Raw genomic sequence first — 23,589 nt, forward strand, 5'->3', positions numbered from 1 at the left:
TCACGCCGCCACCGGTAGTACGTCACCGAACTCACACCGAGCGCGCGGATTGCATCGGCCACGCTCTGGCCCTGTGAGATCAGCACGTCCGCCTGACGGAGCTTCGCGACGATCTCCTCGGGCTTCGGGTGTTTTGCCATCTCGTCCGTCCTCCAGGCTCAAAAGCCATACCAAAGGGCGGACCACTTCAATGGGGGCTGACCACCGTATCTCCTCGCAGATGCTGATGCTGAGCACTTTCTATCTTGTTTCGATACAGAAGGTCCATGGCAGGTACACGCGACAACGGATCTTGCCGTGTTCTCAAGCCCCAGCGGAGTAGCGATCACGGCTCCCGCCTTGAACCATGTTGCACATGCTCCGCGGTTGCGTGCCTGTACGGGGTTGCTGCGCAATAGTAGTGCTCCGATGCAGCTTGTTCAGCGAGCCATGACGAGGTTCATCAAGGGTCAGCAACCCGCACCACCTGAACCCCCGAAGGAATCACTCTACGGGTGGCATGAGACCATGTTGCGAGCCCATGCTCGGCATCGAGACGCACTTGCACCGGCGTGGACCAGAGCTCAGCAACGCAGGATGTATTTGAGTGGCGGCCCAGACATACCACCAAAGGCGGCGATACCGGTGCCTCCGCTGCCCGAGGTATTGAATTTTATCAGCGATCAGACCGGCATATCAGTAGGCTTTGACGAAGCCGATCTCCCCTTTTAATCGATTGCATTTAATCTTACTTCTTATATTTTTATAGCTAATTCCCATATTTTGATTCGCGATGAGCGTTTTTGGCAGGTTCAAGACGCGCACCGCCTGTGTAGAACCTTAATAGATCTTAAGGTTGATGCGCTCGTCTCTTTCGTGGACGTAGATCAGCCGCAGGGTGCGCTATGCGTGGGGGCGATGCTGGAACAAGACCAGTTGCTGATCCTCATGCCTCTCATTCATACGCCAGCGGGCGATCGCATTTTTGCGTGTGATGCCCTGACCGATGTAATGCAACCCGTGGTGATGCCGGCTCTGCCCTCCTTGGCCACGCCAATGGTGGTGGCCGCACCGGAAACTCATGGCCCTGCAATGAGCTCATTTGGCCCTCATGTCAGTGAGGAGCGCATCAATGAGGATCACGTGCCCATGCTCGTTCGAAGGCAGTGGGGGGCGTACATCACCTGCTTTCGGCCCAAAGACAACGATGCCCTATGGGCGAAGCGTTTCACGAACTTCCGGCGGCAGCTGATCTGGTGGGCGACAAAAACTGATGTCAGCATTTACTTGAATTTGAACGGCTGGAATTTCAAAGAATTCGACGATTTTCTTGTCGGGGATAGCCCTGAAATGAAGAAGGTTCTCAAACGGGTCGTAGATTTTTGGTATAATGCGCAAGATCAGAAACTAATAAACAATCGCGTCAAATGTCTTGAGCATTTCTATGCCAGCGAGCATCGCTGGGGCATCATGCTGGATGATGACGCCGTACTAAGCGATGAAGAACACCATAACAGCAGCTGGCGCCTTTTCGCCGAGATGTCAGTGAATGAGCACAACTACGAGGGTGTCGACGTATTCTTTCCCATCAACGCTGCGAAATCCCCCTGGGGGTTGGAGGTTAACGGCATCAAGGATGACGTGGTGGTCAAGCCCGATAACGCCGAACGCCATCGCCTCAATCACGTGTTCACTGGCAACACCGACCTCAAAGGAAGCATGTTCGTCGTGCGCAACTTTCGTCTGTCGCACCAGCCCGTGGTGATGCCCGATCCCGCTTATACCTTGCACGGCGAAGATACCTATTTTGCCATGCTGGCTATCTCGATGGGCTACAGCGTACGCCGCTGCAACAACATCATTCTCAGGGAGTTCACCTCCCCAAGGGACAGCTACTTCGGCGCGCCGGAAGCGCGTAGGGATGCCATGCGAGAAGGCAACCTGCGCTTGGCCGAGATGTTTGCGGACAAAGGCCTGCGAATGAAGCAGGATCCCGAACATTTGCTCTTCAAAGACGATTTCATTCGCCATTGCCTGGGCGGGAAGCCCGTGTCCTTGGAGGTACCTAAGCCGCAGTAGCGGCTTCAATAGGAGAAAGCTCACCCTTCCGCTCTCGGGTGTCCAGGTCGAATTGCTCCGGGGTAAAAGCTTAGTCCGTCGGCTCGCTGTGGAAATCTGACGCTTCGTACCCGCACTGAACGTCTGAGTTGGGTGGATTTCTGATTGTCCGCTTCCGGACAGCCGATGCATTGAAGCGGACATAGCCGCAGGGACCGGCCACGACCCGTTGCAGCCGCCCTGCATGTCTGCCTCTGGGCGCGCTAACTCTGGTATCCGACGCCGCCGACGACGCCGCGCGTTGGGCCATTGCGGCGATTGCACGTTCGCCATTGGGTCCGAGACCGCATGGCCGCAGGATGGAGTATAGCCCTTGAGCCAAGCCCCTGATGATGAGCCGCCCGTCGCCCTCGTGACCGGGTCCACCTCCGGCATCGGGGCGGCGATAGCGCGTCGGCTGTCCAGCGATGGCTACGCTGTCGTGTTGCACTCGCGCAGTTCCGCGGAGACGGGACACGCTCTGGCCGCCGAACTCGGGAAGGCCGCCTACGTCCAGGCCGATCTGGCCGATGACGCCGACAGGGTCAGGCTGGTGCGGCAGGCCATCGCCCGCTGGGGCCGACTCGATGTTCTGGTCAACAACGCCGGCATCAGCCGGGTCATCCCTCACGCCGACCTCAAGGCCGCCTCGCCGGCGGTCTGGCACGAGCTGCAAGAGGTCAACGTGGTGGCACCGTTCCACCTCGTGGCAGAAGCCGAAACCGCGTTGCGGGATGCCGCCCGGCGCGGTCGGCCGGCCTGCGTCGTCAACATCAGTTCGCATGCCGGGGTCAGACCCAAGGGCGCATCGATCCCCTATGCCGCATCGAAGGCGGCGTTGAACCACATGACCCGTCTGCTCGCCGTATCGTTGGCCCCGGACATCCGGGTGAATGCCGTCGCTCCAGGCTTGGTGGACACCCCCCTGACGGCGGATTGGACAGCCGCCCAGACGCTGTGGCGCGAGCGTTCGCCCATGCGCCGGGCTGCCAAGCCGGAGGACATCGCCCAAGCCGTCGCACTGCTGGTGGCGTCGGACTATGTTACCGGGGAGATCTTGCTCTCAGATGGAGGTTTGAACCTCACGTAGCGGGAGTGGGGCCAAGGTCCGCTTTCCGGCTCTGAGGTGAAGACCGCTCACCCCCCTTTGCCGGAGGTGGGATGGACCGCTTCTAACGATCCTTCCTTACCATCCGGGAGTGATCCCGGTTTCTTCGGCGAGTCGGTGGAGGTCGGCGAGGGTATCCTCCGGCAGCGCCAAGCCCTCGGCACGGTTCCGCGCCGCGTTGCGGGCCTCGATCTCGCCTGGATAGAAGACCTCATCGAACCCCTGCGCCAGCGGCACCGCCTTCAGGTCAGCGATCAACTGATCCATGCGGGCGTTGAACTCCGTCAGCGGTTGGATCTGAGCGATGTCGATTACGATCATCAACTGCCCCGCCCCGCTCCGGTGCTCGGTCTGGTAGGGGCCGGTCACGCGCGCCCCAAAGGCGCTGCCGGTGAGCACGCCCGAGAGCATGTCCATCATCAACGCGATGGCGTAACCCTTGTGCTGGGCCATCGGCAGGATGATCCCGTCTATGGCCGCCGCTGGGTCGGTGGTCGGCGCACCGGCCGCGTCGAGGGCCCACCCTTCCGGGATCGGCTGCCCCTTTTGCTTGGCGAGGTAGACCTTGCCTCGGGCCACCCCGGTGTTGGCGATGTCGAGCACCATCGGCGCGTGCGAGCCAGCCGGGCAGCCCCAAGACCACGGGTTTGTGCCCACCGTCTTCTTGCGGCCCCCCCACGGTGACATCGCCGGGCTGGCGTTGGTCGATAGGAACGCAACGCAGCCTTCCCGCGCGGCCATCAGAGTGAAGTACAGCGCCGTGCCGAAGTGCCCCGAGTTGCGTAGGGCAACCGCGCTAACGCCGTGCGCCTTCGCCCGCCGGATCGCCTCCTGCATTGCGTGAGCGGCGAGCACTTGGCCCATGCCGTCGTGACCGTCGATTACCGCGAGGCCCCCGGCGTCGACCACCGTCTCGGGCCGAGCGACCGAGGCGCAGACCCCCGCCTTCAGCCGAGCCGTATACCAGGAGAGGCGCATGACACCGTGCGACTGGTGTCCCCAGAGGTCGGCTTGGACGAGTGTGTCGGCGGCGAGCCGCGCATCGGGTTCCGGCATGCCGGCGGCCTCGTAGACTGCGCTGACGAAGTCGAGCAGCCTCTCGGCGGGGATGCGTGCGGCGCTTGCCATAAGTCGCTCCTGAAATCTCGGCGAGAGAAGCGAGTGTAAATGTCGGCTTTGGGGCAGCGGCTCAATGACGGCGTACCACCCCGAGCCGAAGTTGCCGGACGGTTGACGAATGGCTCCTTACGGGAAGCGCGTATGGCGATCCAGCCGACCGGGTCGGGTCGGTTCCTGACCGGCCTCTCTATGACAGGGCCGGGTTAAGTTCCGCCGGGCCGCTTTCGCCCTTCAATGCAGCGAAGCGGCCTATAAGGTTGTCCTCGTTGAGGCTTCGGCGGCACCGAGAAGAGTCCACTTCCGAAAGTCGAAAAACACGCAGACCACAGCGGGCGGTCAGGTCACCCGCTACCAGGCGATCACGACCTTGCGAACGAGGCCCTTGAATGGCGAGACAACTCGCATCTCAGGCCTTCAGGATCCGCCCGACAAGGGGGGCCGCGATGCAACGAATTTTGCCCGTGTACCTGCGCATCGAAACCTTCAAGCCCCATCGCCGACCTCGTAGCGCCTCAAGGTCTGCGCGACGGCATCGAAAGCCGCCCAGGTCTTTCGGGCGAGACTTCCGCCCACGCTGCAACGACGGACCCCGCGTTCGGCGAACGCCCGGATGCCCTCATCGTACTGGTGCACGACGACGTTGACCGGTTTCGGGGCAACGGCCGCGACGAGTTCCGCGACGGCACCATGGTCGATGATAAACGGGACAAAAAGGCAGTCAGCGCCGGCCTCAGCATAGGCGACGGCTCGCGCGATGCTGGCACTGACCGGCATGTCCGGGACACGAAAGTTCTCATTGCGACCGACGAGCATCACCGTGGGATCGATGGCGTCGATGGCACTGCGCGCGGCAGCTATCCGTTCGACGGCGCGATCCGTCTCGTACATCGCAGTTCCGGACCAATCCTCGATCGACAGAGCGGCCACACCGGTGTCGATCGCCAGGACGACGTTCCGCGCGAGATCCTCCGGACGGTCGGCGAAGCCGTTCTCGAAATCCGCATTGACCGGCAGATGGGTGCTGGCGACAAGCATCCTCAGGTGGTCGAGGATCGCCTCCAGGCCGAGTTCCCCATCCTGCTTGCCGGCAGCCCAAGCCGCACCCGCACTCGTCGAGGCAAGGGCCTTGAAGCCGAGCTTGGCGAGGCGAACCGCGCTTCCGCCGTCCCAGGCATTGGGCAGGAGGAAGAAGCCGCTTTCGTGAAGACTGCGAAACGCGCTCCGCTTCTCCGCCGTGGTGGCCATCGCATGTTCCTTCATCGTCAAGCCCGACAATCTTCCGACTGACGCCGCCGCCGGCCTGCCTCGTCGCAGTTCGAAGTTGCGACCCGAGTGGTCACCGCGTCCGCGATCCTGGGCCATTCGGGGCTGAGGATCGAGCACCGACCACCAAGCCATGTCCAGGCTCTCACCCGTCCCCGCCAGGCGGGCGTTGAAGATGCCGGCGAAGGTAAAACCGAACCGCGCCGCCGCGTCCACGCGATCGATGCCAAGGCGATGTCCGTCGGGGAGCGCCGCGGGGCGTACGCCGCCGCACCGGCTCCGCACAGATCCGGCGGGGCGCGGCGGGCGGGTGCGGTTCCAGCCCGCGAAAGGGCGAAGTTTCTCGTGGTGGCAGAGGGGCGGGCGCGGGAGCTTCGGCGGCGAGCCGGCTTCGATCCGCCGGCGCAGGAGGTTTCCCCGATGCCGTACTTCGCTCCACGATCCGCGGTCGAACTCCCCCGCAACACCGCGCTGTCGCCGCTCTTCCTTGCCCTGCTGGCGCTTTTCGTCATGCTCGCCTCGGCGCACGCGTCGCCGGGGGCGAGCCGGGGCGGCCTGACGCTGCGCGGGTCGACCGGCGGCGCGCCCGTCGAGTCCGTCCAGCTCGCGACCGACATCAGCGTCGATGTCAGCGGCCCGACTGCCCGGTCGGTCGTCACCCAGGCCTTCCGCAACACAAGTACGGACTGGGTCGAGGGCACCTACGTGTATCCCCTGCCGGAGGACGCGGCCGTGGACGGCATGAAGCTCGTCGTCGGCTCCCGGGTGATCGTCGCCGACATCCGCGAGCGGGCGGCGGCCAAGCGCGCCTACGAGGCCGCGAAGGCGGCTGGGCAGTCGGCGGCCCTGACCGCGCAGGAGCGGCCCAACGTCTTCACCAACGCGGTCGCCAATATCGGTCCCGGCGAGACGGTGCTCCTCCAGATCACCTACCAGCAGACGATCCCCGTCTCCGGCGAGACGCGGATGCTGCGCCTGCCCCTGATGGTCGCGCCGCGCTACAATCCCGCCCCCGCATGGGTGGACGCGGTCTCCCTCAACGGCGCGGCCGAGGCGGCTCGCGACCCAGTTCCGGATCGCGCCCGGATCAGCCCGCCGGTACTCGACCCGTCGGCCTCCCGACCGACCAACCCGGTCGCCGTCACGGTGCGGCTCCGGGCGGGCTTTGCCGTCGGCGCCGTTGGCAGCGCCACCCACGCGATCCACGTAACCGAGACGGGGTCGGAGGCCCGCACTATTACTCTGGCCGATGGCGTCGTGCCGGCCGACCGCGACCTCGAGCTCACCTGGGCGCCGGTGCCGAACCGGATGCCGGGCCTCAGCCTGTTCCGCGAGGCCGTCGCCGGCCGGACCTACCTGCTCGCCGCCGTGAACCCGCCCGCGATTGAGGCCGACGCGGCCGCCCGGCCGGCGCGCGACGTCACCTTCGTCATCGACAATTCCGGCTCGATGTCCGGCGCCTCGATGCGGCAGGCCAAGGCCGGGCTGCTCGCCGGCCTCGGCCGCCTGACCCCGCAGGACCGCTTCAACGTCATCCGCTTCGACGACACCTGGGACGCGCTGCATCCCGAACCCGTCGCGGCGACGCCGGATGCCCTGGCGGTGGCCGAGCGCTACGTCGCCGCCCTTGAGGCACGCGGCGGCACCGAGATGCTGGCGCCGCTCAAGGCCGCCCTGGCCGATCTCAACCCGGAGGACGGGCGCGTACGCCAGGTCGTGTTTCTCACCGACGGCGCCGTCGGTGACGAGGAGCGGATCTTCGCGGCGATCCACGCAAATCTCGGGCGTTCGCGCCTGTTCATGGTCGGCATCGGCTCGGCGCCCAACGGTCACCTGATGCGCCATGCCGCCGAGATCGGTCGCGGGGCCTTCACGGAGATCCGCGACCTCGCGCAGGTCGGCGAGCGGACCCGCGCGCTTTACGAGAAACTCGAATCCCCCGCCGTCACCAACCTGACCGCGACATTCTCGGTCTCGGGCGTCGAGGTGACGCCGGGCGCACTTCCCGACCTGTACCGCGGCGAGCCGCTGATCTTCGCCGCGCGGCTGCCGGGGGCAGCAGAGGGGACCGTGACCGTCGCGGGCCGGGTGAGCGGCCGGGCCTGGAGCCGGACGCTGCCGCTCGCCGAGGCGGGCGCGGGCGCCGGCATCTCCAAGGTCTGGGCGCGCTCCCGGATCGGCGAGACCGAGACGGCGCGCATGACCGGGCGCATCGGCACAGATACGGCCGACGCCACTATCCTGGCTCTCGCCCTGGAGCATGGATTGACGACGCGCCTGACCAGCCTCGTCGCGGTCGACGCCACCCCGCGCCGGGCACCGGGCACGCCTCTCGTCGCCGCAGACCTGCCGCTGAACCTGCCGGCGGGCTGGGACTTCGCCAAGGTGTTCGGCACGGACCGGCCCGGCGCGGTGCCCGCCGACGACAAGGCGGCCCGGATCGTGCCCATCAGCTCCGACGGGGCGGCCGTGGACCTGCCGCAGACCGGGGCCGGAATGTTGTTGGAGCTTGGCCTCGGCCTGCTCCTCGCCCTGCTGGGCCTCCTGCTGGGTGCCGGCTTGCCGTCCGGCGGCTGGCGGACCGGGGATATGCGATGATCCGTCGTCTCGGAACCGGACTGAGGAGGGCCCTCGCGACCCTCCTCACCCTCGCGGGCCTCGGGCTGGCGGTGCAGGCCGCCTGGATCCCCGTTAAGGCCGCCCTGGCGCAGGTGTTGTTGGAGCGTGCCTTCGCCCGCAGCCTGTCCGGGGGGCTGCCCACCAAGCCATGGCCCTGGGCCGACACCGAGCCGGTCGCCCGGCTCACCGTCGCAGGCCGCAGCTTCGTGGTCCTGCGGGGCGGAAGCGGGCAGGCCCTGGCCTTCGGCCCCGGCCATCTGGACGGCACCCCGGAGGCCGGCGCACCCGGCACTGCAGTCTTCGCCGCGCACCGCGACACGCAATTCGCGGGGCTGGGAAAGCTCGGCCCCGGCGATCTCGTCACGGTGACGGGCCGCGACGGCCGAACCCTGCGCTTCCGCGTCACCGGCACGCGGGTGGCGCGCTGGGATGCCTCGGGCATCGACCCGCGGGCCCCCGGCCGGCATCTCGACCTCGTCACCTGCTGGCCCCTGGAGGCGCTGCAGACCGGCCCGCTGCGGCTGATCGTCGAGACCAAGTTGGCGTCGGAGCCGGGGCGTTCCTGACGGGTCGCCGTGGAAGATCAGCTTGGCCGCGCTTGCGCAGATGTGCGGTTTCGTGCGGATCTGTGCGGATCAAGCCTAGCGAGCCCTGTCCGTGAGCGACGTCGAACTGTCCGAGGCGCAGAGCCGTGCCATTGCCCAGATCGTGCGCGAGGCGCTGGCCCGCCGGCGCATCTCCCGGCAGACGCTGGCCGAGGAGGCTCGGCTCAGCATCTCGACCCTGGAGAAGGCGCTCGCCGGCCGCCGGCCGTTCACCCTGGCAACCACGATCCGGCTGGAGGAGGCGTTGGGCCAATCCCTTCGGCAGCCGACAGGGCAGGCACCGCCACCGGACGAGCCGCGTCACGCCCCCGACGAGCTTGGGTCTTACGCGCGGCAGGGTGTGTCCTGGCTAGAGGGCTGCTACCTCACCCTACGCCCGTCGTTCGAGACAGCGGGGGTGATTTTCGCCTACCGGACCGAGATCGCCTGGGATGTTGACACCGCGCGCTTGGTGTTCCGTGAGGCCGAGCGGATTGATGCGCCGTTCGCACAATCCGGCAGTGTCGCCGTTCCGAGCCAGTCCGGCATGATCTACCTAGTGACCAACTGGCACGGGCAGCATCGTCTCGCCGTGTTGTGCCGTCCCAATATTCGCGGCGAGATGTACGGGATTCTCACCACGCTGCACGCAGGCCGGGGAACGCAACTCACGCCTGCTTCAGCACCGCTCGCCCTGCTACCGGAGCGCGAGGTGGCCGAACTGCAATACGGCCGCGTCGCTCCGCATGAGCCGACTTACGCTGCCTATCGCGCGCATCTCGATCGCGTCCATGCGGACGGCTACGCCACGTTCTTCACAAGCGCTCCCTAGCCGGAACGACACCAGTTTGGTCCCCGCCGTCAGCGCGCCGGCGCCGCAATGAAACCTGCTCTTGTAAAAAGGTCGTGGTCCGTTTTCGTCAATGAGAGTCCACTAAGCTGATGGATTGCTTTCGGAGACTCACGAGCCTCGGAATTGATGCCGGCTTTCGGGATGCATTTTTATCCGATTGCACAACCGGGTTGGGTCAACATTCACCGGGCCGGTCTACGACCGGGCTGGGTGGTTTCCTGTCGGTCCGCTTCCGAGCAGCGGAAGCCTTGAAGCGGACATAGCCGAAGGACGTGCCACGACCCGTTGCAGACGAATGGCCCGTTTGCCGGTAGGTCGTATCTCATGACGGAACAGACGAACATCCACGTACGGCGCGCCGATCATGTCGGCTTCGCGGTTGCCTTCCTCGACGAGGCCCTTCGGTTCTGGGTCGATGGGCTTGGCGCGCGGCTTGTGCGGACAGGCGAGATGGGGGGAGAGTTCCTTGGTCAGGTGACCGGGGCACATGGGGCGAAGGTGCGCATGGCAATCGTTTCGTTGGCGGACCAGACGATCGAACTCCTGGAGTATCAGGGTCCGGACCGACCAAGCGTGCCAGCTAAGCCGTTCGACCCTGGCTTCGCTCATCTCGCACTTGTTGTCGATGACATCGACGCGCTCCTGGTGCGGATCGCTGCCTACGGCTGGAAGGCTCAAGGCATTCCGCAGTCGATCGCGAGCGGCGCACGGGCTGGAACGCGAGTGATCTACGCCGTTGGCCCTGACGGCGCGACGATCGAATTCATGCAACCGCCAGCCTCCGTCCAATATCTCTAATCCGGCCGGGCGGGGGACCGCTTGCCATCTTGATCAAGCGCGTGCTGCACCGAAGGCGACGCTAAAACTGTTCGGCGACGCCCGCTATAGAAAATAAATATCAAAAACTCACTACTTTTTATAACAAGAATTACAAAATATAGGAGACAATTGCCACTGTCGGCAAAATTATTGTGCTTAAGACTGACATTGCCATAAGCGCTACAACGCAATTCCCGTGCTCTCTTGGTTTTTCTTTTAATATATATTCTACGGGGACAGAAAGCAGAAGGAATGGTGAAGCGCAGATGACGAAAAGAATACAGATAAGATAATATGGGATCACCGCTGCCATTAGCAATGGCATCGACAGGTTCAGCTTATTGCTTTCGACGTGCGTCGCACAAATGGAAGACATCGAGGCACCCCTTGGTCCGAAGCCAAATTGCAACCTCTGGTAGAATTGCAATTAAAGGTGCAATTGCAAGGGCTGGGTGCTGCGCTTACGCGTTGGGGAATACGCAGGCCAAAGACCGGTGCGAGGCGCCGACCCCTGTTCGCTGCCCATCATCGTCATCTGAACCGACTTGCTGACACTGTGTGACAGCTTATGCAGACATAAGCCTTTCCAACCGTGGCCACTGCGCACTGGTTGAAGGAGCGCCCGCGTGTCAGATCAGGCCATGACCAAACCAAACGCGAACCGCTGCGAAGTGAAGGTCGACGGCGCCTGGTTGGCTGTCAGTCTCATTGAGGCGCAGGGGACATACGGTACGGCCGAAAAGCGCTGTCCGTCATGCCACGGCCGCGTCGCGGTCGCCGGATCGTACGCCGCAGTTGTGAAACGCACGCTGATGCATCGCCGCGTCCACGATGGTTGTCCGCTGATCTCCCGGGGTTATTGCGGCACACCTTCGCTGCATCCAGAAGCGGTCGAGTAGGCGAGCGCACTACCGATGAATGAGATCCGCCCATGCTGATGCTCGCGCTTCTGTTGGCTTTGCTCGCCATCCTGGTCGTGATGTTCGTCACGCGACGGCATATCGGAAGGCTCGGATCGCTTGCCACGCTGATCGCCGGCGCGATGCTAGCTCTCTGGTTGATCGATAGCGGCTTGGTCCCGGGCTCCAGGGGGCCACTTGAAGGCGATCGGGCGACCACGGCTCGGGATCAGTGATCGCCGGATCAAGCCTTCGATGCTCGACAACCAGACCTCGGCGGCTATCCTGCCGCGATGCGCATAGCCATCGCCGTCCTCGCTCTCGTCGTCACCACCGGAGGTGCCGGCGCGCAGCAGCAAATGCCGACTGTCCCAGAGCTGCTGACGGCAGAAGTGAAGGCCTCGCGGGCGTGCGAGGGATCAGGGGATGCCGACGTCGCCCGAGAGCAATGCCGGCTCCGCGATCGCTTGAGCGGTCGCCTGGCGCAAGCTGGCTACTGCTGGGGCCGCAAAGGCCAGGGCGACGAGAAGAAGCAGTGGCACGCTTGCCAGCCGGACTCGATCTACGAGGACGATATCGAAGCGGTGCAGCGCTGACATCAAGGCTACCGGTCGATGTACAAGCTCCCGCCAGGCAGCCTTTATCGACTTCAGACCCTAGCTCAGACTGGGGCACGCTTCTACAAAGTGCACGCCTACATGCGGCGTCTGGAGGTACTGGGCCTGGTCGTCGCCACCGGTCGCACGGACCCGAGAACAAACTGCAGCGAGTACAGGATCACCGAAAGCGGGCGTGCCGAGCTCAAGGAGCGCTACGACCTACCATCGATAGATCCTATCGAACCCTGAAATCCTTCGATCACGGTGACGCAGATGCCTTGCAGTACTGATGGCGCCTTCTGAGTGGTGGTAGTGAGTATCACGATCACCAGCGACCTGCTCAAGGTCAAAATCGTCACCGATGACGAGGTGAACGCTGCCGTGGACGTGTTTATGAAGGACGCGTCAGTGAGCCTGTTCCGGTTCGCCAACGGGCACACGATGGACCCTGCAGCCTCTGTGAAAGCGTACGAGCCGGCGCGCGCGGCGGTGACCGATCCAGACCGGACGGAGAAGTTCCGGCGCGGCATGGTGCGGAGCGCCATCCTGCTAGGATGTACGGAGGCACCGTGAGCGACGTCCTCCTTCAAGAAGCCGCTGTCGCTATCCGCGCAATGGGCTGGAAGGTAGAGCCGACCGGTGATGATCTCGGCCTATGGCTGGTAGATGGGAAACAGCTCAGCGATGCCAATTTCCTCGCACTTGCCCGGCTCATCGGGCTGCTGACCAGCCCTGAAACGATTCAGTGAAGCCTGCCGACACCGCGCCGGCCAAGTGCGAACCGGCGCGGTGTCGGTGGGAAGCGCCGAGCAAGTCTTGGGATCACTCTGCCGCTTGCTGAAAGCGCAGGCGCTGGTTCTGCCCGATGGTGCGGGAGATCAGGGAGCGACGCGCGCTGTAGCTGGGCGAGACAAAGGGATAGTCGACCGGGAGGCCCCACTTGGCGCGGTAGGCCTCGGGCGACAGCCCTCTCATCGTGAGATGTCGGCGCAGCGCCTTGTAGGGCTTGCCGTCCTCGAAGCTGATGATGGCGTCCGGCGAGATCGACTTACGGATCTCCGCATCGGTCGGCTTCGTCAGCACTGGCTTCTGCGGAGTGGTCAGCCCCGTGATCGAGCCGTGAACCGTGCGGATCAGGTCAGGCAGGCTCGCCGCCGGGACAGAGTTGCGCGCCAAGTAGGCGGTGAGGATCTTGGCGGCGATCTCAATGGGGTCTGTCGTGGTCTGCACGGCTCGTCTCCTTCCGAATGCTGTCTGGTGGGTGCGTGTCCAAACGTGCTGTCGCCGAGCGCAGGATGTTTTCCGTCGTCGATCACCCTGGACGGTCGCGGCAAGTCAGCCTGCCGTCGGACGATTATGCGCTTGGGATCCCAAAACACAACTTCTGCGCGAATTGATTGATGGATGCAATCTACTTAGAATTGATTAACGGGCTCATCCCGGCTGCAATGGGATACCGTGAGGATCGAGACGCTGCCATTTTGCCTGTATAAGCGTGGGTTTAGGCACCTCTTGCGAGCCTCGGCCTCGACCTTCAAGCCTGCAATTAGCGGTTGTAGGAACGGCCTCAGCCTGACGCCCCATCTCATCGGCTCGGGGGCCTACTGCTGCTTACGGCAGAGGTGTGGGTGAGGACGCCAAGCCTCAATCAGGCTTGGCGCATGACACTACAGAAACCAAGCCGCGGGCTTTCGGCGATTACCTGCCGTCCCAAAGAGCGGAGGCTTACGTCCGCTTTCCGGCAACGACGATGTCGTGTCGTGCGGCCGAGTTGGGTCGGCACCGCCAGGTCCGCTCTACGACCGGGTTGGGTGGTTTTCTGCCCGTCCGCTCTTGAAGGGCATAAGCATCGAAGCAGACGACTCAGCATCCTAGGCAGGCTATCCACGACCTGACCGGAGCGGCTCCATCCCGACTTGTCTCACCGCGGCTTCGGCCTTGTCGGACTGTAGAAAAGCAATCAGCCGTTTCGCCAGATCCGGGTTTTTGGCCGTCGCCCTCATTGCTGCGCTGAACGTTTGGACGAGTTGAACCTCGTCAGGAAGAACCCCAACCGGCTCGACGCCAGGACTATTGACGAGTTCGCTGATGGGACCCAACGCAAGATCAGCCTCGCCTGCTGCCAGCGCGGCGGCAGAGTCCGTTCCTCGTGGATAGACCTTCAAACGAACTTTGTCGGCGACGCCGAGCGCTGGAAGGATTTCCCTTTGGATGAAGAGGCCACTGGTGCTGGCCGGCATCACGACGAGGCGGGCATCCAGTAAGGTCTGGGTGAGCGCCGCAACTGAACTGACATCGGACCTCGGCGCGCCCGTCTGCACGGCAGCCGCGAGGGGGGCGGTCGCAAGTTCGGCAATCGAGCCCTCGGCGATCAGGTTCGCGTCGATGAGTTCATGAAGCCCTTCGTTCGACAGGATGACGACATCGACCTCGGCACCATGGTCAAGCTGGTAGCGTATCGTCTTCGGGCCACTTCCTTGCGAGGCCCCCGACCGCGTCTCAATCTTGATGCCTGTCTCCTGCTCGAAGTCCGGGATCGCCTTTCGATAGGCTAGGTCGAAGCCTCCGGAGATCAGAACGGTGACCGTAGGTCTGCTATCGCTCGGCGAGGTCATGGTGTGGGCGTCGTTCAGTAAAAGGCGGAATGGCCACCAGCAGCATCCTCGGTAGCGTTTGATGGATCTGCTTGCCACCCCAAGCCGGGACCAATGCGTATCTGGGGCAGGGCCGGTTTCGGGAGGCGGGGACACGCGTTCGACGCAGCCTGGTTGAGTCGGAAGCGGGATGACCACTCAAGGTGGATTTTAGCCAGTCCACTTTCGGTAAGATCTTCGCCGAAGCGACCACCATCTCACGCATCCCCCGCCACCTCAGTTCATTCCGTCCTCGTCATCAGATCCTCATGCGATCAATCAGGATCCTGAGACCTCCGGAGACATGCCGCCGGCTCGGATAGTAGAGGAACAGGTCGCCCTTCACTGGGCACCAATCCTCTAAACACAGGACCAGCGTCCCGGCATCGAGGTACGGCCTGGCGCGATCCTCCCAAACGTAGGCGAGGCCGCCTCCCTTGGTGGCCACCTCGATCATCAGGCCCTGGTCATCGAGGGTGATCGGGCCGTCGACTTCGACCTCGATAGCCTCGCCCCCCCGCTCGAACCGCCAGTTGAACATCCTGCCGCTGGGGAAGCGGTACCGGATGCCGATGTGGCGGGCGAGGTCGCGCGGGTGCTCCGGACGCGGGTTCTTACTCAGGTAATCCGGCGAGCCCACCACGACGAGACGCTGCACCGGGCCGATCCGGACGGCGACCATGTCCCGGGACAGGACCTCGCCGAACCGAATGCCGGCGTCGAAGCCCTCCTCGACGATGTCGATCAGGCGGTCGGTCGCCACGACGTCGAGCTTCAGACCTGGGTTCTCCTCGATCAGCGCGACCATGACGTCGCGCAGCAGGAAGGGGGCAATCGAGGTTGGCAGATTGATCCTGACGGTGCCAAACGGGGTCTCCCGGAAGGTGTTCAGGCTCTCCTGGGCCCTCGCGATCTGCTCGAAGGCGGGTGAAAGCTCGGCGAGGAAGCGTTCGCCCGCGTCGGTCAGGGCGACGGATCGGGTCGTACGCTGGAGCAACCGAACGCCGATGCGCTCCTCAAGGCTGCGGATGGCATGGCTGACCGCCGAGGAAGCGACGCCGCGCTCCGTCGCGGCCTTCCGGAAGCTGCGATGCTTGGCGACCGCGAGGAAGGTCGACATCTCACCGAGTTCGCTCGCGCGCATTGTTCTGTCTCATTCAGCACCGCGCGCTGAAACTAGCAGGTTATCGCAGCAGTCTCCCACCCCTAGGTTCGAGACACCAGCCCATTCCCGATCCGAGGGAATGGCATCGGCGACAGGAAACGGCTCATGACGCGCATCGTACGATTCCATGAGATCGGCGCACCCGACGTCCTTATGGTCGAGGACGTCACGGTACCGGCGCCAAAGGCCGGCGAGGTCCAGATCAGGGTCAGGGCGATGGGGCTGAACCGCGCCGAGGTGATGTTCCGGAACGGCCAATACGTCACCGAGCCGACCTTTCCGGCCATCCTCGGGTACGAGGCCGCGGGCACCGTCGAGGCAGTTGGACCGGAGGTCCAGGGCTTTGCAATCGGCGATGCCGTCAGCGTGGTCCCCTGCTTCATGCTGGGGGAGTATGGCCTTCACGGTGAACTCGTAAACGCACCAGCCATCGGTGTCGTGAAGCACCCGGACACGCTGTCCTGGGAGGAGGCGGCCGCCGCCTGGATGATGTTCACGAGCGCCTACGGTGCGCTCATCGACATCGCCGCCGTGAAGACCGGTGAAACGGTCCTGATCCGCGCCGCGTCCAGCAGTGTCGGGCTCGCAGCCATCCAGATCACGAAGGCCCTCGGCGCCATTCCCGTTGCGTTGACCCGGCGCAGCAGCAAGCGCGACGAGCTCCTGGCCCATGGCGCCGCCCACGTCATCGCCACGGAGGAGCAGGACCTCGTCGCCGAGGTGATGCGGATCACGGACGACAAGGGCGCCCGTGTCGCCTTCGACCCGGTCGGCGGACCGGAGGTCGGTAAGATCCTTGATGGCTTGAGTACTCTCGGGATCTTCTTCCAGTACGGCGCGCTCGACACCACGCCCATCACGATCCCGGTCCTCTCGCTGCTCGGCAAGAACCTGACCGTACGCGGCTACCAACTTTTCGAGATCACCAAGAACCCGGAGCGCCTGAAGAAGGCCAAGGCGTACATCGTCGAGGGCCTCGCTTCGGGGGCACTCAAGCCGGTCATCGCCAAAACCTTCAAGCTCGATGACATCGTCGAGGCGCACCGGTTCATGGAGAGCAACGAGCAGATCGGAAAGATCGTCGTCACGGTCTAGCCGCAGCACGAGGGCTCAGCCAGCCCGCCGATGGGGAAGCGTCCGCTTACGGAAACCGGATGCCCCCTGCGTTCCGGCGAGGTTGGGTCGGAGCCGGATCATGGCGAAGCCGACGAGCCTGGCTCTTGCAGTCGTCCGCGCTGCCAGACCTCGATGATCCGGGTGCTATTCGCAATGTCCTCGGACGGGTCCGCGGAAAGGATGATGAAGTCGGCAAGGCGTCCGGCTTCCAGCTGGCCGCGATCGCGGAGGCCGAGAAGGTCGGCAGCCTGCGACGTTGCTATGGTCAACGCTTCCATAGGCGCGAACCCGGCCTGAACCATCAACACCAACTCGCGGTGTTCCGCCATGCCCGGGACCCGCTCGGGCGCCGCGCCGCTGTCGGTCCCGAATCCGATCCGGACACCAGCGTCCTTCAGGACTTTCAGATTGGCGAGGTTCATGGCCAGGGAGTCGCGGGCGCCCTGCGCCTTGGTGCTCGAACGCGTGTCACGTTGCCAAACGGGGTCGTCGAACCGAGCCTTGAGGTCGTGCGAGAGTGCCGTCCTGACAAAGGGCGTCTGTGCCCAGGCCGGCGCATCGGCGTAGGCGAACGTCGCTTCGTCGAGGGCGAGTGTCGCGATGTACCAGGTGTGGCGAGCCTCAAGCAGCGTGACGAAGTCCGGATCGACCGGCTTGTCGCGGACGCCGTGCGCCAACACGTCGGCCCCGGCCCGGACGACGGCACGCGCGTCTTCGAGGTCGTGGACATGCGCCGCGACCCGCAAGCCTAGGCGATGGGCCTCGTCGATCACCGCTGCGTAGACGGCCGGCTGCATCTTGGCCGGCACTGAGCCCCCGAAGTCGTCGAGCCAGAGCTTCACCATGTCGGTGCCGCGCTCCTTCATCGCGCGGACCGCGTCGCGGCCCTCTTCGGCGGACGCCGGGCGGAAGAGCTGATCTGGGCTTACGCGGACCATCGCTTGGGGCGGTCCCCCATCGGGAACGCCGATGCCGCGGTCGACGCCGAACAGGTCGGCGCCGGGAATGCGTCCGGCATGCGCCTCAGCACGGATCTCAGGCATGATCGCCCCATTGAGTCCAAGGGCCATGACTGTGGTGACGCCCCGAGCTGTGTAGGCTTTGAGCTGAGCGAGGATGTTCTCACGCGTGTAGTTTTGGGCGCCCACGTCGACACCGTGCACGATGCCGACATGCGAGTGGTCCGAAATCAGCCCTGGCATGATCGTGCGCCCATGCAGGTCCCGGATCTCGGCATCGGACGGCACCACGACGGTCGTGCGTGAACCCGCAGTGACGATGCGCTCGCCGTCGACGATCAGCACCGCGTCTTCGATCGGTTTAGACGATTGACCGTCGATCAGCCGGACCCCGGTGAAGGCGAGCGGTCTTGCGGCTGCATCGTCAACGCAGGACAGGGTCGTGGCAACGGCCAAGGCCGGCAGCAACGCATTCCATCGCATCGCATTATCCTCCCGGATCGATCACGGGACATTGCAGGTCGCCTTTGCTGGCGTACGACCTTGGATCCCGCGATAGGCTTTGTTCGTCGATCTGACGGGATGTCATCGGGTTTGTCGAGGCGTGCCGCTCGGTCCGCGCGCCTAGTCCATCACGACGTGCCCATGTGCGGGGGGGCCATGATGCAGCGGCGCGCAGTGCTATTCGGCATGGCAAGCCTCGCCACGATCCCACGCGCGCTGGCGCAGCAGACCGAGTCCGGGCTCCGTCTGACTTTGGGGACGGCAACGCCGGGTGGTTCATTTCCGGCCTTTGGCCGAGCACTGATTGCCGCCGTCCACGCTGTCGATCCGGGTTTGGTTGTCGATGCGAAGATCACGAAGGGCTCGACGGAGAACCTCACCCTGCTCAAAGCGGGCAAGCTCGACCTCGCCCTCGTTCAAGGTGAGTACGCCTACGAAGCACTGGCTGCCCAGAGCGACGACGGCGATCGTTTATCGGTCGTGGCCCCCATCGACGCCTCGCCCGGCATGTTCGTCGTTCCAGCCGCCAGTCCGGTCCGAAGTGTCCACGATCTGCGCGGTCGTACGGTGGCCCTCGGTACGCGCGGCTCGGGGTTCACGATCATGGGGCGGATCGTGCTTCAGGGTTCCGGCATCGATCCAGAGCGCGACATCACGCCGATCCTCCTCGACGATGCCGCCGACGGCGCCACTCAGGTTCTCGATGGTCGCGCCGCTGCGCTCTGGGGGGCGAGCCTTGGCTGGCCGGGCTTCAAAACTTTGGCGGAGGCCCCCGGAGGCGCCCGCTTCTTCGGCCCGGCGCCTGAGGCGATCCCGCAAATCCTGGCCCTTCGCGCCTCGATGCGTCCCCTGACGGTCCCGGCTGGTTCCTTCCGTGGGCAGGATGCCGAGATCGAGACCGTCGGCTCCTGGAGCTTCATCCTTGCCCGACCAGGCCTGGATGACATTGCCGTTGCCAGGCTCGTGCGGGCGATCGACCGCGGGCGGGAGACCTTGGCTCAAAACTATCCGCAGGGCCGCGAGAGCGATCCGCGCAACCTGGTCTCGAACGTGCCGGCAGGGTGGCTCCATCCGGCGACCGCCGCATATCTCCGAGAGGCCGGCGCGGCTCCGAAGTGATCACCGTACGACCGTTGCCGAGTTGCTGCATCCAGGGCCAAGCCGAAGCGGGGAGACCCGCCTTTCGAACCGGTCGGTCCGCAAGGTCGCGCGAGATCAGCTGCGATCCGTGCACCGCCGTCGCGGCGTTTGCACCGATGCTCTCGACGTCACTGGCCGCTCCGCGATCGACCCGCACAAATCGCCGGAGACGATTTCTCGGCCGAGCGGGACGGGCGCCCCCGCCACGATCCCGTAGGTTCTCTGAGCCCCGACGCGATCCGTACGGCCGCCGGCATCCAGACGGCTGCGAAGTGGCTGGCGGGATCGCGCCGCGAAAAACAATGCGGCCCGAAGTTAAAGCCTGGTCGCTGGACGAACGCCGTCCGATGGCCCTCAATGGCACCAGACAAAGCGATCACGCCAGATATAAGATCGCTGGAGGAACCTGCATGCTGCGACGCCTTGCGGCCGTGGTCGCGATCGTTTTCGCCCTACCGGTCCATGCGGAGGAGCCACTACACTTCGAGGTTGATCCGGCTTGGCCCAAACGCCTGCCGAACGACTGGATCATGGGGCAGGCCGCCGGCGTCGCCGTAGATGCGCAGGACAACGTCTGGGTCGTGCAGCGGCCACGGACGCTCACTGACGACGAGAAGGCCGCAAGCCTCGATCCGCCGCGGACTCGGTGCTGCAAGCCGGCACCGCCCGTCCTTGTCTTCGACCAGGCCGGCACGCTGCTGAAGTCCTGGGGCGGCCCAGGCCAGGGCTACGAATGGCCCACGAATGAGCATGGCATCCACATCGACCACAAGGGCTTCGTCTGGCTAGCGGGGAACGGTGACACCGACGGCCAGATCCTGAAGTTCACCCAGGACGGCCGGTTCGTCCTGCAGATCGGCAAATCTGGCGCGCAGACGGACAGCCAGGACGTCTCGCGCCTCGGCAAGCCTGCCGCAATGCAGGTCGATCCCGAGACCAACGAGCTTTACGTCGCCGACGGTTACTACAACCATCGGGTCATCGTGTTTGACGCCGAGACGGGCGCGTTCAAGCGGATGTGGGGCGCTTACGGTAAGCCGCCGACCGACGAGAAGCTCGGTCCCTACGATCCCGCGGCTGCGCCGGCAGCGCAGTTCCGCAATCCAGTCCACTGCGTCCAGATCGCCCGTGACGGTCTGGTCTATGTCTGTGACCGGACCAACAACCGCATCCAGGTCTTCCACAAGGACGGCAGCTTCGTGAAGGAGATGTTCGTCGAGCGCGGCACGCGGGCCAACGGCGCGGTGTGGGAGCTCGCCCTCTGGCCCGACGAGCGCGAGACCTACCTAATTAACGCCGACGGGGCGAACAACGAGGTCCGCACGCTCAGTCGCGACACCGGTGAAATCCTCGGTCGCTTCGGACGCAACGGCCGGCAGGCGGGCGACTTCCACTGGGTCCACAACCTTGCCGTGGACTCCAAGGGCAACGTGTTCACCACCGAGGTCGACACCGGCAAGCGCGCCCAGAAGTTCCTGTTCCGAGGCGACATGGTTCTGCGAAAACGCACGGTCGCACCGTGAGGACCCCGCCATGATGATCGCCGACTCGGATCCGAATCCGCCGAACGCATGTACCTGCTGTCTCCCGCGCCGCGGCTTCCTGCGCGGGCTCGCTGGCGGCGGCGTCGCTGCCCTAACCGCGCAGTCCGGCTCTGCCGTGGCTCAGGGCGTCGTCGAGCATGCACCCTACACAGGCCTCGTGATCGATTGTCACGGGCACTACACGACCGAACCGCCTGCGATGCTGGACTGGCGCAAGCGCCAGATCGACGCGATCAACGACCCCGCGCAATCGCCTGCACCCTCGTCCTTGACCGTGAGCGACGACGAGGTGCGAGGGAGCGTGGCCGACCGGCAGGTCAAGCTCCAGACCGCGCGCGGCATCTCGCTGGCGCTGTTCTCGCCGCGGGCCGGCGGCATGGGACATCACATCGGCAACGCCCGCACCAGCCTCGACTGGTCGATCGTGTCCAACGACATGATCCACCGCGTGGCAAAGCTGATGCCGCGCAACTTCGTCGGCGTCTGCCAGCTCCCGCAAACGCCGGGCGTATCGCCGAAGAATTGCACGGCGGAACTCGAGCGCTGCGTGCGGGAGCTCGGCTTCGTCGGCTGCAACGTCAACCCGGACCCGTCGGGCGGCTTCTGGACGGATCCGCCTCTGTCCGACCGGTTCTGGTATCCACTCTGGGAGAAGATGGTCGAGCTCGACGTGCCCGGCATGATCCATGTCAGCGCCTCGGCCAACCGCAACTTCCATGCGACCGGCGCCCACTACATGAACGGCGATACCACCGCCTTCATGCAGTTCGTGACCTCCGACCTGTTCAAGGACTTCCCGACCCTGCGCCTGATCATTCCCCATGGCGGCGGCGCGGTGCCGTATCACTGGGGCCGCTACCGCGGACTCGCGCAGGACCTGAAGCGGCCCCCGATCTCGGAGCTGATGCGCAACGTCTTCTTCGACACCTGCGTCTACCACCAGCCCGTGATCGACCTCCTTTTGAAGGTCGTCCCGACCGACAACGTGCTGTTCGCCTCCGAGATGGTCGGCGCCGTCAACGGGATCGATCCCGAGACCGGCTACGCCTTCGACGACACCAAGCGTTACGTTGAGGCCGCCGCGATCCCAGACGCCGACCGCGCTAAGATCTACGCGCGCAATGCGCTTCGGATCTATCCAAGGCTGGCAGGCCGACTGACCGCTGCGGGGGTAATGCCGTAGCAGGTACGCAAGGGTGAACCCTCGCGTAACGCCACCAGTACTCTGGTTGAAGAGAACGCAAACCGGAACGCCTCGATGCTACTGCCGCCGGCGTCGGATTCGCAAAACTGTCCATCCATTTGAGCCGGGGCCGCGCTCAGGCGGGGATCAGCAAACCGTCCCAGGCGAAGACGCCGCCGGTGTCGTCCGCGTTGAGGCCATCCAGCACGCGCAGGAGATGCGCCGCACTCTCCTTGGGTGAGAAGAGGCCGTCGGCCGTCGAGTCCGGACGAAAGGGCCGAGACAGACCAGAGGCCACCGTGCCAGGATGTAGCCCCACGACGATCGCCTCCGGTCGGCTGCGGGCAACCTCGATCGCGAGCGTTCGCAGAATCTGGTTCAGCGCCGACTTCGAGGCGCGATAGGCGTACCAGCCGCCGAGTCGATTGTCGCCGATCGACCCGACCCGCGCCGACAAGGCGGCGAACACGCATCGCTCCCGTTGTGCCAGCAGGGGCACGAAATGCTTGGCGACGAGCGCGGGGCCGATCGTGTTGACTTAGAAGACAGTGGCCATCGCGGTGGGATCGAGCGCCTTGACCGTCTTCTCGGGCGAGATGCCTGTCCGGTGGAGAAGGCCGGTGGCGACGATGACCAGACCGACTGGTCCGGCTTCGCCGACCCTGGCCGCCGCCGCCGCAACCGTCGCCTCGTCTGTCAGGTCGATCGGGAGAGTTCGGACGCCCTTTGGGACTGACGCCTCCGAGCGGGAGAGCGCGAAGATTGGCGCGTAGGCCGCAGCCTCGGCGAGCGCGCGGATCAAGGCCCCGCCGATGCCTCCGGACGCACCGATGATGACCGCGCTGGTCTGAGGCGAGGCGGTCAAAGCGTGGACTCCCTGTCTACGGCTGAGCCTCGGCGCCCTCGGTGAAAGATCAAACTGAGATTGTTGGCTGGCATCGCGACGCGCTCGGCCAGATGCAGATCGTGCGCTCGGGCGGCTGCTACGACCGCCTCGCTATCGCGGATCCCCCAGGAGGCATTCCTGGCGCGCAGGCTGTCGTCGAACGCGGCGTTGCTCGGAGCGGTGTGCGCGCCACCCTCCCGAAAAGGACCGTACAGGTAGAGCACACCACCCTCCGCGAGCGTCGCTTCCGCCCCAGCCATCAGCCCAATGGTCGCGTCCCAGGGTGCGATGTGGATCATGTTGATCGCGACGACCGTGGTCAGCCCCCATTGAAGTGGTCCGCCCTTTGGTATGGCTTTTGAGCCTGGAGGACGGACGAGATGGCAAAACACCCGAAGCCCGAGGAGATCGTCGCGAAGCTCCGTCAGGCGGACGTGCTGATCTCACAGGGCCAGAGCGTGGCCGATGCAATCCGCGCGCTCGGTGTGAGTTCGGTGACGTACTACCGGTGGCGGCGTGA

General features: G+C 64.7%; 21 protein-coding genes and 4 pseudogenes. 16 read left to right on the plus strand and 9 right to left on the minus strand.

Going from position 1 to position 23,589, the window contains the following annotated elements; translation table 11 throughout:
* Window positions 1–140, minus strand: a pseudogene (locus FV229_RS15030) (IS3 family transposase); the annotation flags it as partial.
* Between the two features lie 757 nt (window positions 141–897).
* Here FV229_RS15030 and FV229_RS15035 point away from each other — a divergent pair.
* Both FV229_RS15035 and FV229_RS15040 read left to right on the plus strand, forming a co-directional pair.
* On the plus strand, window positions 898–2,058 hold the full coding sequence (locus tag FV229_RS15035) for a hypothetical protein (RefSeq protein ID WP_147752754.1): 1,161 nt from the start codon (window positions 898–900) through the stop codon (window positions 2,056–2,058).
* A gap of 352 nt (window positions 2,059–2,410) precedes the next feature.
* Window positions 2,411–3,166, plus strand: a complete 756-nt coding sequence (locus tag FV229_RS15040; RefSeq protein WP_147752755.1) for an SDR family oxidoreductase — start codon at window positions 2,411–2,413, stop codon at window positions 3,164–3,166.
* A gap of 96 nt (window positions 3,167–3,262) precedes the next feature.
* Here the strand turns inward: FV229_RS15040 and FV229_RS15045 are convergent, their stop codons facing one another.
* Together FV229_RS15045 and FV229_RS15050 are read right to left on the minus strand one after the other, a co-directional pair.
* Window positions 3,263–4,312, minus strand: a complete 1,050-nt coding sequence (locus FV229_RS15045; protein ID WP_147752756.1) for an Ldh family oxidoreductase — start codon at window positions 4,310–4,312, stop codon at window positions 3,263–3,265.
* A 474-nt stretch (window positions 4,313–4,786) separates the two neighbouring features.
* Window positions 4,787–5,782 (minus strand): isocitrate lyase/phosphoenolpyruvate mutase family protein, encoded by a 996-nt coding sequence (locus FV229_RS15050; RefSeq protein WP_246688207.1) that lies wholly within the window; start codon window positions 5,780–5,782, stop codon window positions 4,787–4,789.
* Window positions 5,783–5,986: 204 nt separating this feature from the next.
* Here FV229_RS15050 and FV229_RS15055 point away from each other — a divergent pair, with 204 nt between their 5' ends.
* From FV229_RS15055 to FV229_RS15100, 9 genes are all read left to right on the plus strand, one after another.
* Window positions 5,987–8,164, plus strand: a complete 2,178-nt coding sequence (locus tag FV229_RS15055; protein ID WP_147752757.1) for a marine proteobacterial sortase target protein — start codon at window positions 5,987–5,989, stop codon at window positions 8,162–8,164.
* A complete protein-coding gene (locus tag FV229_RS15060; protein WP_147752758.1) occupies window positions 8,161–8,751 on the plus strand; it encodes a class GN sortase in 591 nt (196 codons plus the stop codon). Before FV229_RS15055 ends, FV229_RS15060 begins: the two co-directional genes overlap by 4 nt.
* Before the next feature lie 91 nt (window positions 8,752–8,842).
* Complete coding sequence (locus tag FV229_RS15065) at window positions 8,843–9,601, plus strand: helix-turn-helix transcriptional regulator (RefSeq protein ID WP_147752759.1); 759 nt, start codon at window positions 8,843–8,845, stop codon at window positions 9,599–9,601.
* Between the two features lie 345 nt (window positions 9,602–9,946).
* Complete coding sequence (locus tag FV229_RS15070; protein ID WP_147752760.1) at window positions 9,947–10,420, plus strand: VOC family protein; 474 nt, start codon at window positions 9,947–9,949, stop codon at window positions 10,418–10,420.
* A gap of 647 nt (window positions 10,421–11,067) precedes the next feature.
* On the plus strand, window positions 11,068–11,340 hold the full coding sequence (locus FV229_RS15075; protein WP_246688208.1) for a hypothetical protein: 273 nt from the start codon (window positions 11,068–11,070) through the stop codon (window positions 11,338–11,340).
* 32 nt (window positions 11,341–11,372) lie between these two features.
* The gene (locus FV229_RS15080) at window positions 11,373–11,576 is read left to right on the plus strand and encodes a hypothetical protein (protein WP_147752761.1); all 204 of its coding nucleotides are present in this window, start codon (window positions 11,373–11,375) and stop codon (window positions 11,574–11,576) included.
* A 57-nt stretch (window positions 11,577–11,633) separates the two neighbouring features.
* Window positions 11,634–11,936, plus strand: coding sequence for a hypothetical protein (locus tag FV229_RS15085; protein ID WP_147752762.1), 303 nt, complete (start codon window positions 11,634–11,636; stop codon window positions 11,934–11,936).
* A 315-nt stretch (window positions 11,937–12,251) separates the two neighbouring features.
* Window positions 12,252–12,512 (plus strand): hypothetical protein, encoded by a 261-nt coding sequence (locus FV229_RS15095; RefSeq protein WP_147752764.1) that lies wholly within the window; start codon window positions 12,252–12,254, stop codon window positions 12,510–12,512.
* The gene (locus FV229_RS15100) at window positions 12,509–12,688 is read left to right on the plus strand and encodes a hypothetical protein (protein WP_246688209.1); all 180 of its coding nucleotides are present in this window, start codon (window positions 12,509–12,511) and stop codon (window positions 12,686–12,688) included. Before FV229_RS15095 ends, FV229_RS15100 begins: the two co-directional genes overlap by 4 nt.
* Before the next feature lie 73 nt (window positions 12,689–12,761).
* Here FV229_RS15100 and FV229_RS15105 read toward each other — a convergent pair whose 3' ends face one another.
* From FV229_RS15105 to FV229_RS15115, 3 genes are all read right to left on the minus strand, one after another.
* Window positions 12,762–13,169: a MucR family transcriptional regulator gene (locus tag FV229_RS15105; protein ID WP_147752766.1), complete on the minus strand. Its 408-nt coding sequence runs from the start codon at window positions 13,167–13,169 to the stop codon at window positions 12,762–12,764.
* Between the two features lie 650 nt (window positions 13,170–13,819).
* Window positions 13,820–14,554, minus strand: coding sequence for a substrate-binding domain-containing protein (locus FV229_RS15110; RefSeq protein WP_147752767.1), 735 nt, complete (start codon window positions 14,552–14,554; stop codon window positions 13,820–13,822).
* Between the two features lie 277 nt (window positions 14,555–14,831).
* Window positions 14,832–15,716, minus strand: a complete 885-nt coding sequence (locus FV229_RS15115; protein WP_147752768.1) for a LysR family transcriptional regulator — start codon at window positions 15,714–15,716, stop codon at window positions 14,832–14,834.
* A 126-nt stretch (window positions 15,717–15,842) separates the two neighbouring features.
* On the opposite strand from FV229_RS15115, the gene FV229_RS15120 reads away from it, so the two are divergent.
* Window positions 15,843–16,832, plus strand: coding sequence for a zinc-dependent alcohol dehydrogenase family protein (locus FV229_RS15120; protein ID WP_147752769.1), 990 nt, complete (start codon window positions 15,843–15,845; stop codon window positions 16,830–16,832).
* A 98-nt stretch (window positions 16,833–16,930) separates the two neighbouring features.
* On the opposite strand, the gene FV229_RS15125 is transcribed toward FV229_RS15120, so the two are convergent.
* Window positions 16,931–18,295: an amidohydrolase family protein gene (locus FV229_RS15125; RefSeq protein WP_147752770.1), complete on the minus strand. Its 1,365-nt coding sequence runs from the start codon at window positions 18,293–18,295 to the stop codon at window positions 16,931–16,933.
* A gap of 180 nt (window positions 18,296–18,475) precedes the next feature.
* Here FV229_RS15125 and FV229_RS15130 point away from each other — a divergent pair, with 180 nt between their 5' ends.
* From FV229_RS15130 to FV229_RS15140, 3 genes are all read left to right on the plus strand, one after another.
* On the plus strand, window positions 18,476–19,435 hold the full coding sequence (locus tag FV229_RS15130; RefSeq protein WP_147752773.1) for a TAXI family TRAP transporter solute-binding subunit: 960 nt from the start codon (window positions 18,476–18,478) through the stop codon (window positions 19,433–19,435).
* A gap of 431 nt (window positions 19,436–19,866) precedes the next feature.
* Window positions 19,867–20,979 (plus strand): hypothetical protein, encoded by a 1,113-nt coding sequence (locus FV229_RS15135; RefSeq protein ID WP_147752774.1) that lies wholly within the window; start codon window positions 19,867–19,869, stop codon window positions 20,977–20,979.
* A 13-nt stretch (window positions 20,980–20,992) separates the two neighbouring features.
* Complete coding sequence (locus FV229_RS15140) at window positions 20,993–22,183, plus strand: amidohydrolase family protein (protein ID WP_147752775.1); 1,191 nt, start codon at window positions 20,993–20,995, stop codon at window positions 22,181–22,183.
* Window positions 22,184–22,319: 136 nt separating this feature from the next.
* On the opposite strand, the pseudogene FV229_RS15145 reads toward FV229_RS15140, so the two are convergent.
* A pseudogene (locus FV229_RS15145) lies at window positions 22,320–23,048 on the minus strand (SDR family NAD(P)-dependent oxidoreductase).
* A pseudogene (locus FV229_RS15150) lies at window positions 23,045–23,383 on the minus strand (DUF938 domain-containing protein); the annotation flags it as partial. The pseudogenes FV229_RS15145 and FV229_RS15150, both read right to left, overlap by 4 nt.
* A gap of 66 nt (window positions 23,384–23,449) precedes the next feature.
* Here FV229_RS15150 and FV229_RS15155 point away from each other — a divergent pair.
* A pseudogene (locus tag FV229_RS15155) lies at window positions 23,450–23,589 on the plus strand (IS3 family transposase); the annotation flags it as partial.

Source organism: Methylobacterium sp. WL120 (genome assembly GCF_008039465.1).
GTDB classification, from domain to species: Bacteria; Pseudomonadota; Alphaproteobacteria; order Rhizobiales; family Beijerinckiaceae; genus Methylobacterium; species Methylobacterium cerastii.

Coding starts and splice junctions, on each gene's coding strand:
- FV229_RS15070 (WP_147752760.1), top strand. CDS start 9,947: ATGACGGAACAGACGAACATCCACGTACGGCGCGCCGATCATGTCGGC.
- FV229_RS15135 (WP_147752774.1), top strand. CDS start 19,867: ATGCTGCGACGCCTTGCGGCCGTGGTCGCGATCGTTTTCGCCCTACCG.
- FV229_RS15085 (WP_147752762.1), top strand. CDS start 11,634: ATGCGCATAGCCATCGCCGTCCTCGCTCTCGTCGTCACCACCGGAGGT.
- FV229_RS15035 (WP_147752754.1), top strand. CDS start 898: ATGCTGGAACAAGACCAGTTGCTGATCCTCATGCCTCTCATTCATACG.
- FV229_RS15060 (WP_147752758.1), top strand. CDS start 8,161: ATGATCCGTCGTCTCGGAACCGGACTGAGGAGGGCCCTCGCGACCCTC.
- FV229_RS15055 (WP_147752757.1), top strand. CDS start 5,987: ATGCCGTACTTCGCTCCACGATCCGCGGTCGAACTCCCCCGCAACACC.
- FV229_RS15045 (WP_147752756.1), bottom strand. CDS start 4,312: ATGGCAAGCGCCGCACGCATCCCCGCCGAGAGGCTGCTCGACTTCGTC.
- FV229_RS15110 (WP_147752767.1), bottom strand. CDS start 14,554: ATGACCTCGCCGAGCGATAGCAGACCTACGGTCACCGTTCTGATCTCC.
- FV229_RS15125 (WP_147752770.1), bottom strand. CDS start 18,295: ATGCGATGGAATGCGTTGCTGCCGGCCTTGGCCGTTGCCACGACCCTG.
- FV229_RS15115 (WP_147752768.1), bottom strand. CDS start 15,716: ATGCGCGCGAGCGAACTCGGTGAGATGTCGACCTTCCTCGCGGTCGCC.
- FV229_RS15130 (WP_147752773.1), top strand. CDS start 18,476: ATGCAGCGGCGCGCAGTGCTATTCGGCATGGCAAGCCTCGCCACGATC.
- FV229_RS15120 (WP_147752769.1), top strand. CDS start 15,843: ATGACGCGCATCGTACGATTCCATGAGATCGGCGCACCCGACGTCCTT.
- FV229_RS15080 (WP_147752761.1), top strand. CDS start 11,373: ATGCTGATGCTCGCGCTTCTGTTGGCTTTGCTCGCCATCCTGGTCGTG.
- FV229_RS15140 (WP_147752775.1), top strand. CDS start 20,993: ATGATCGCCGACTCGGATCCGAATCCGCCGAACGCATGTACCTGCTGT.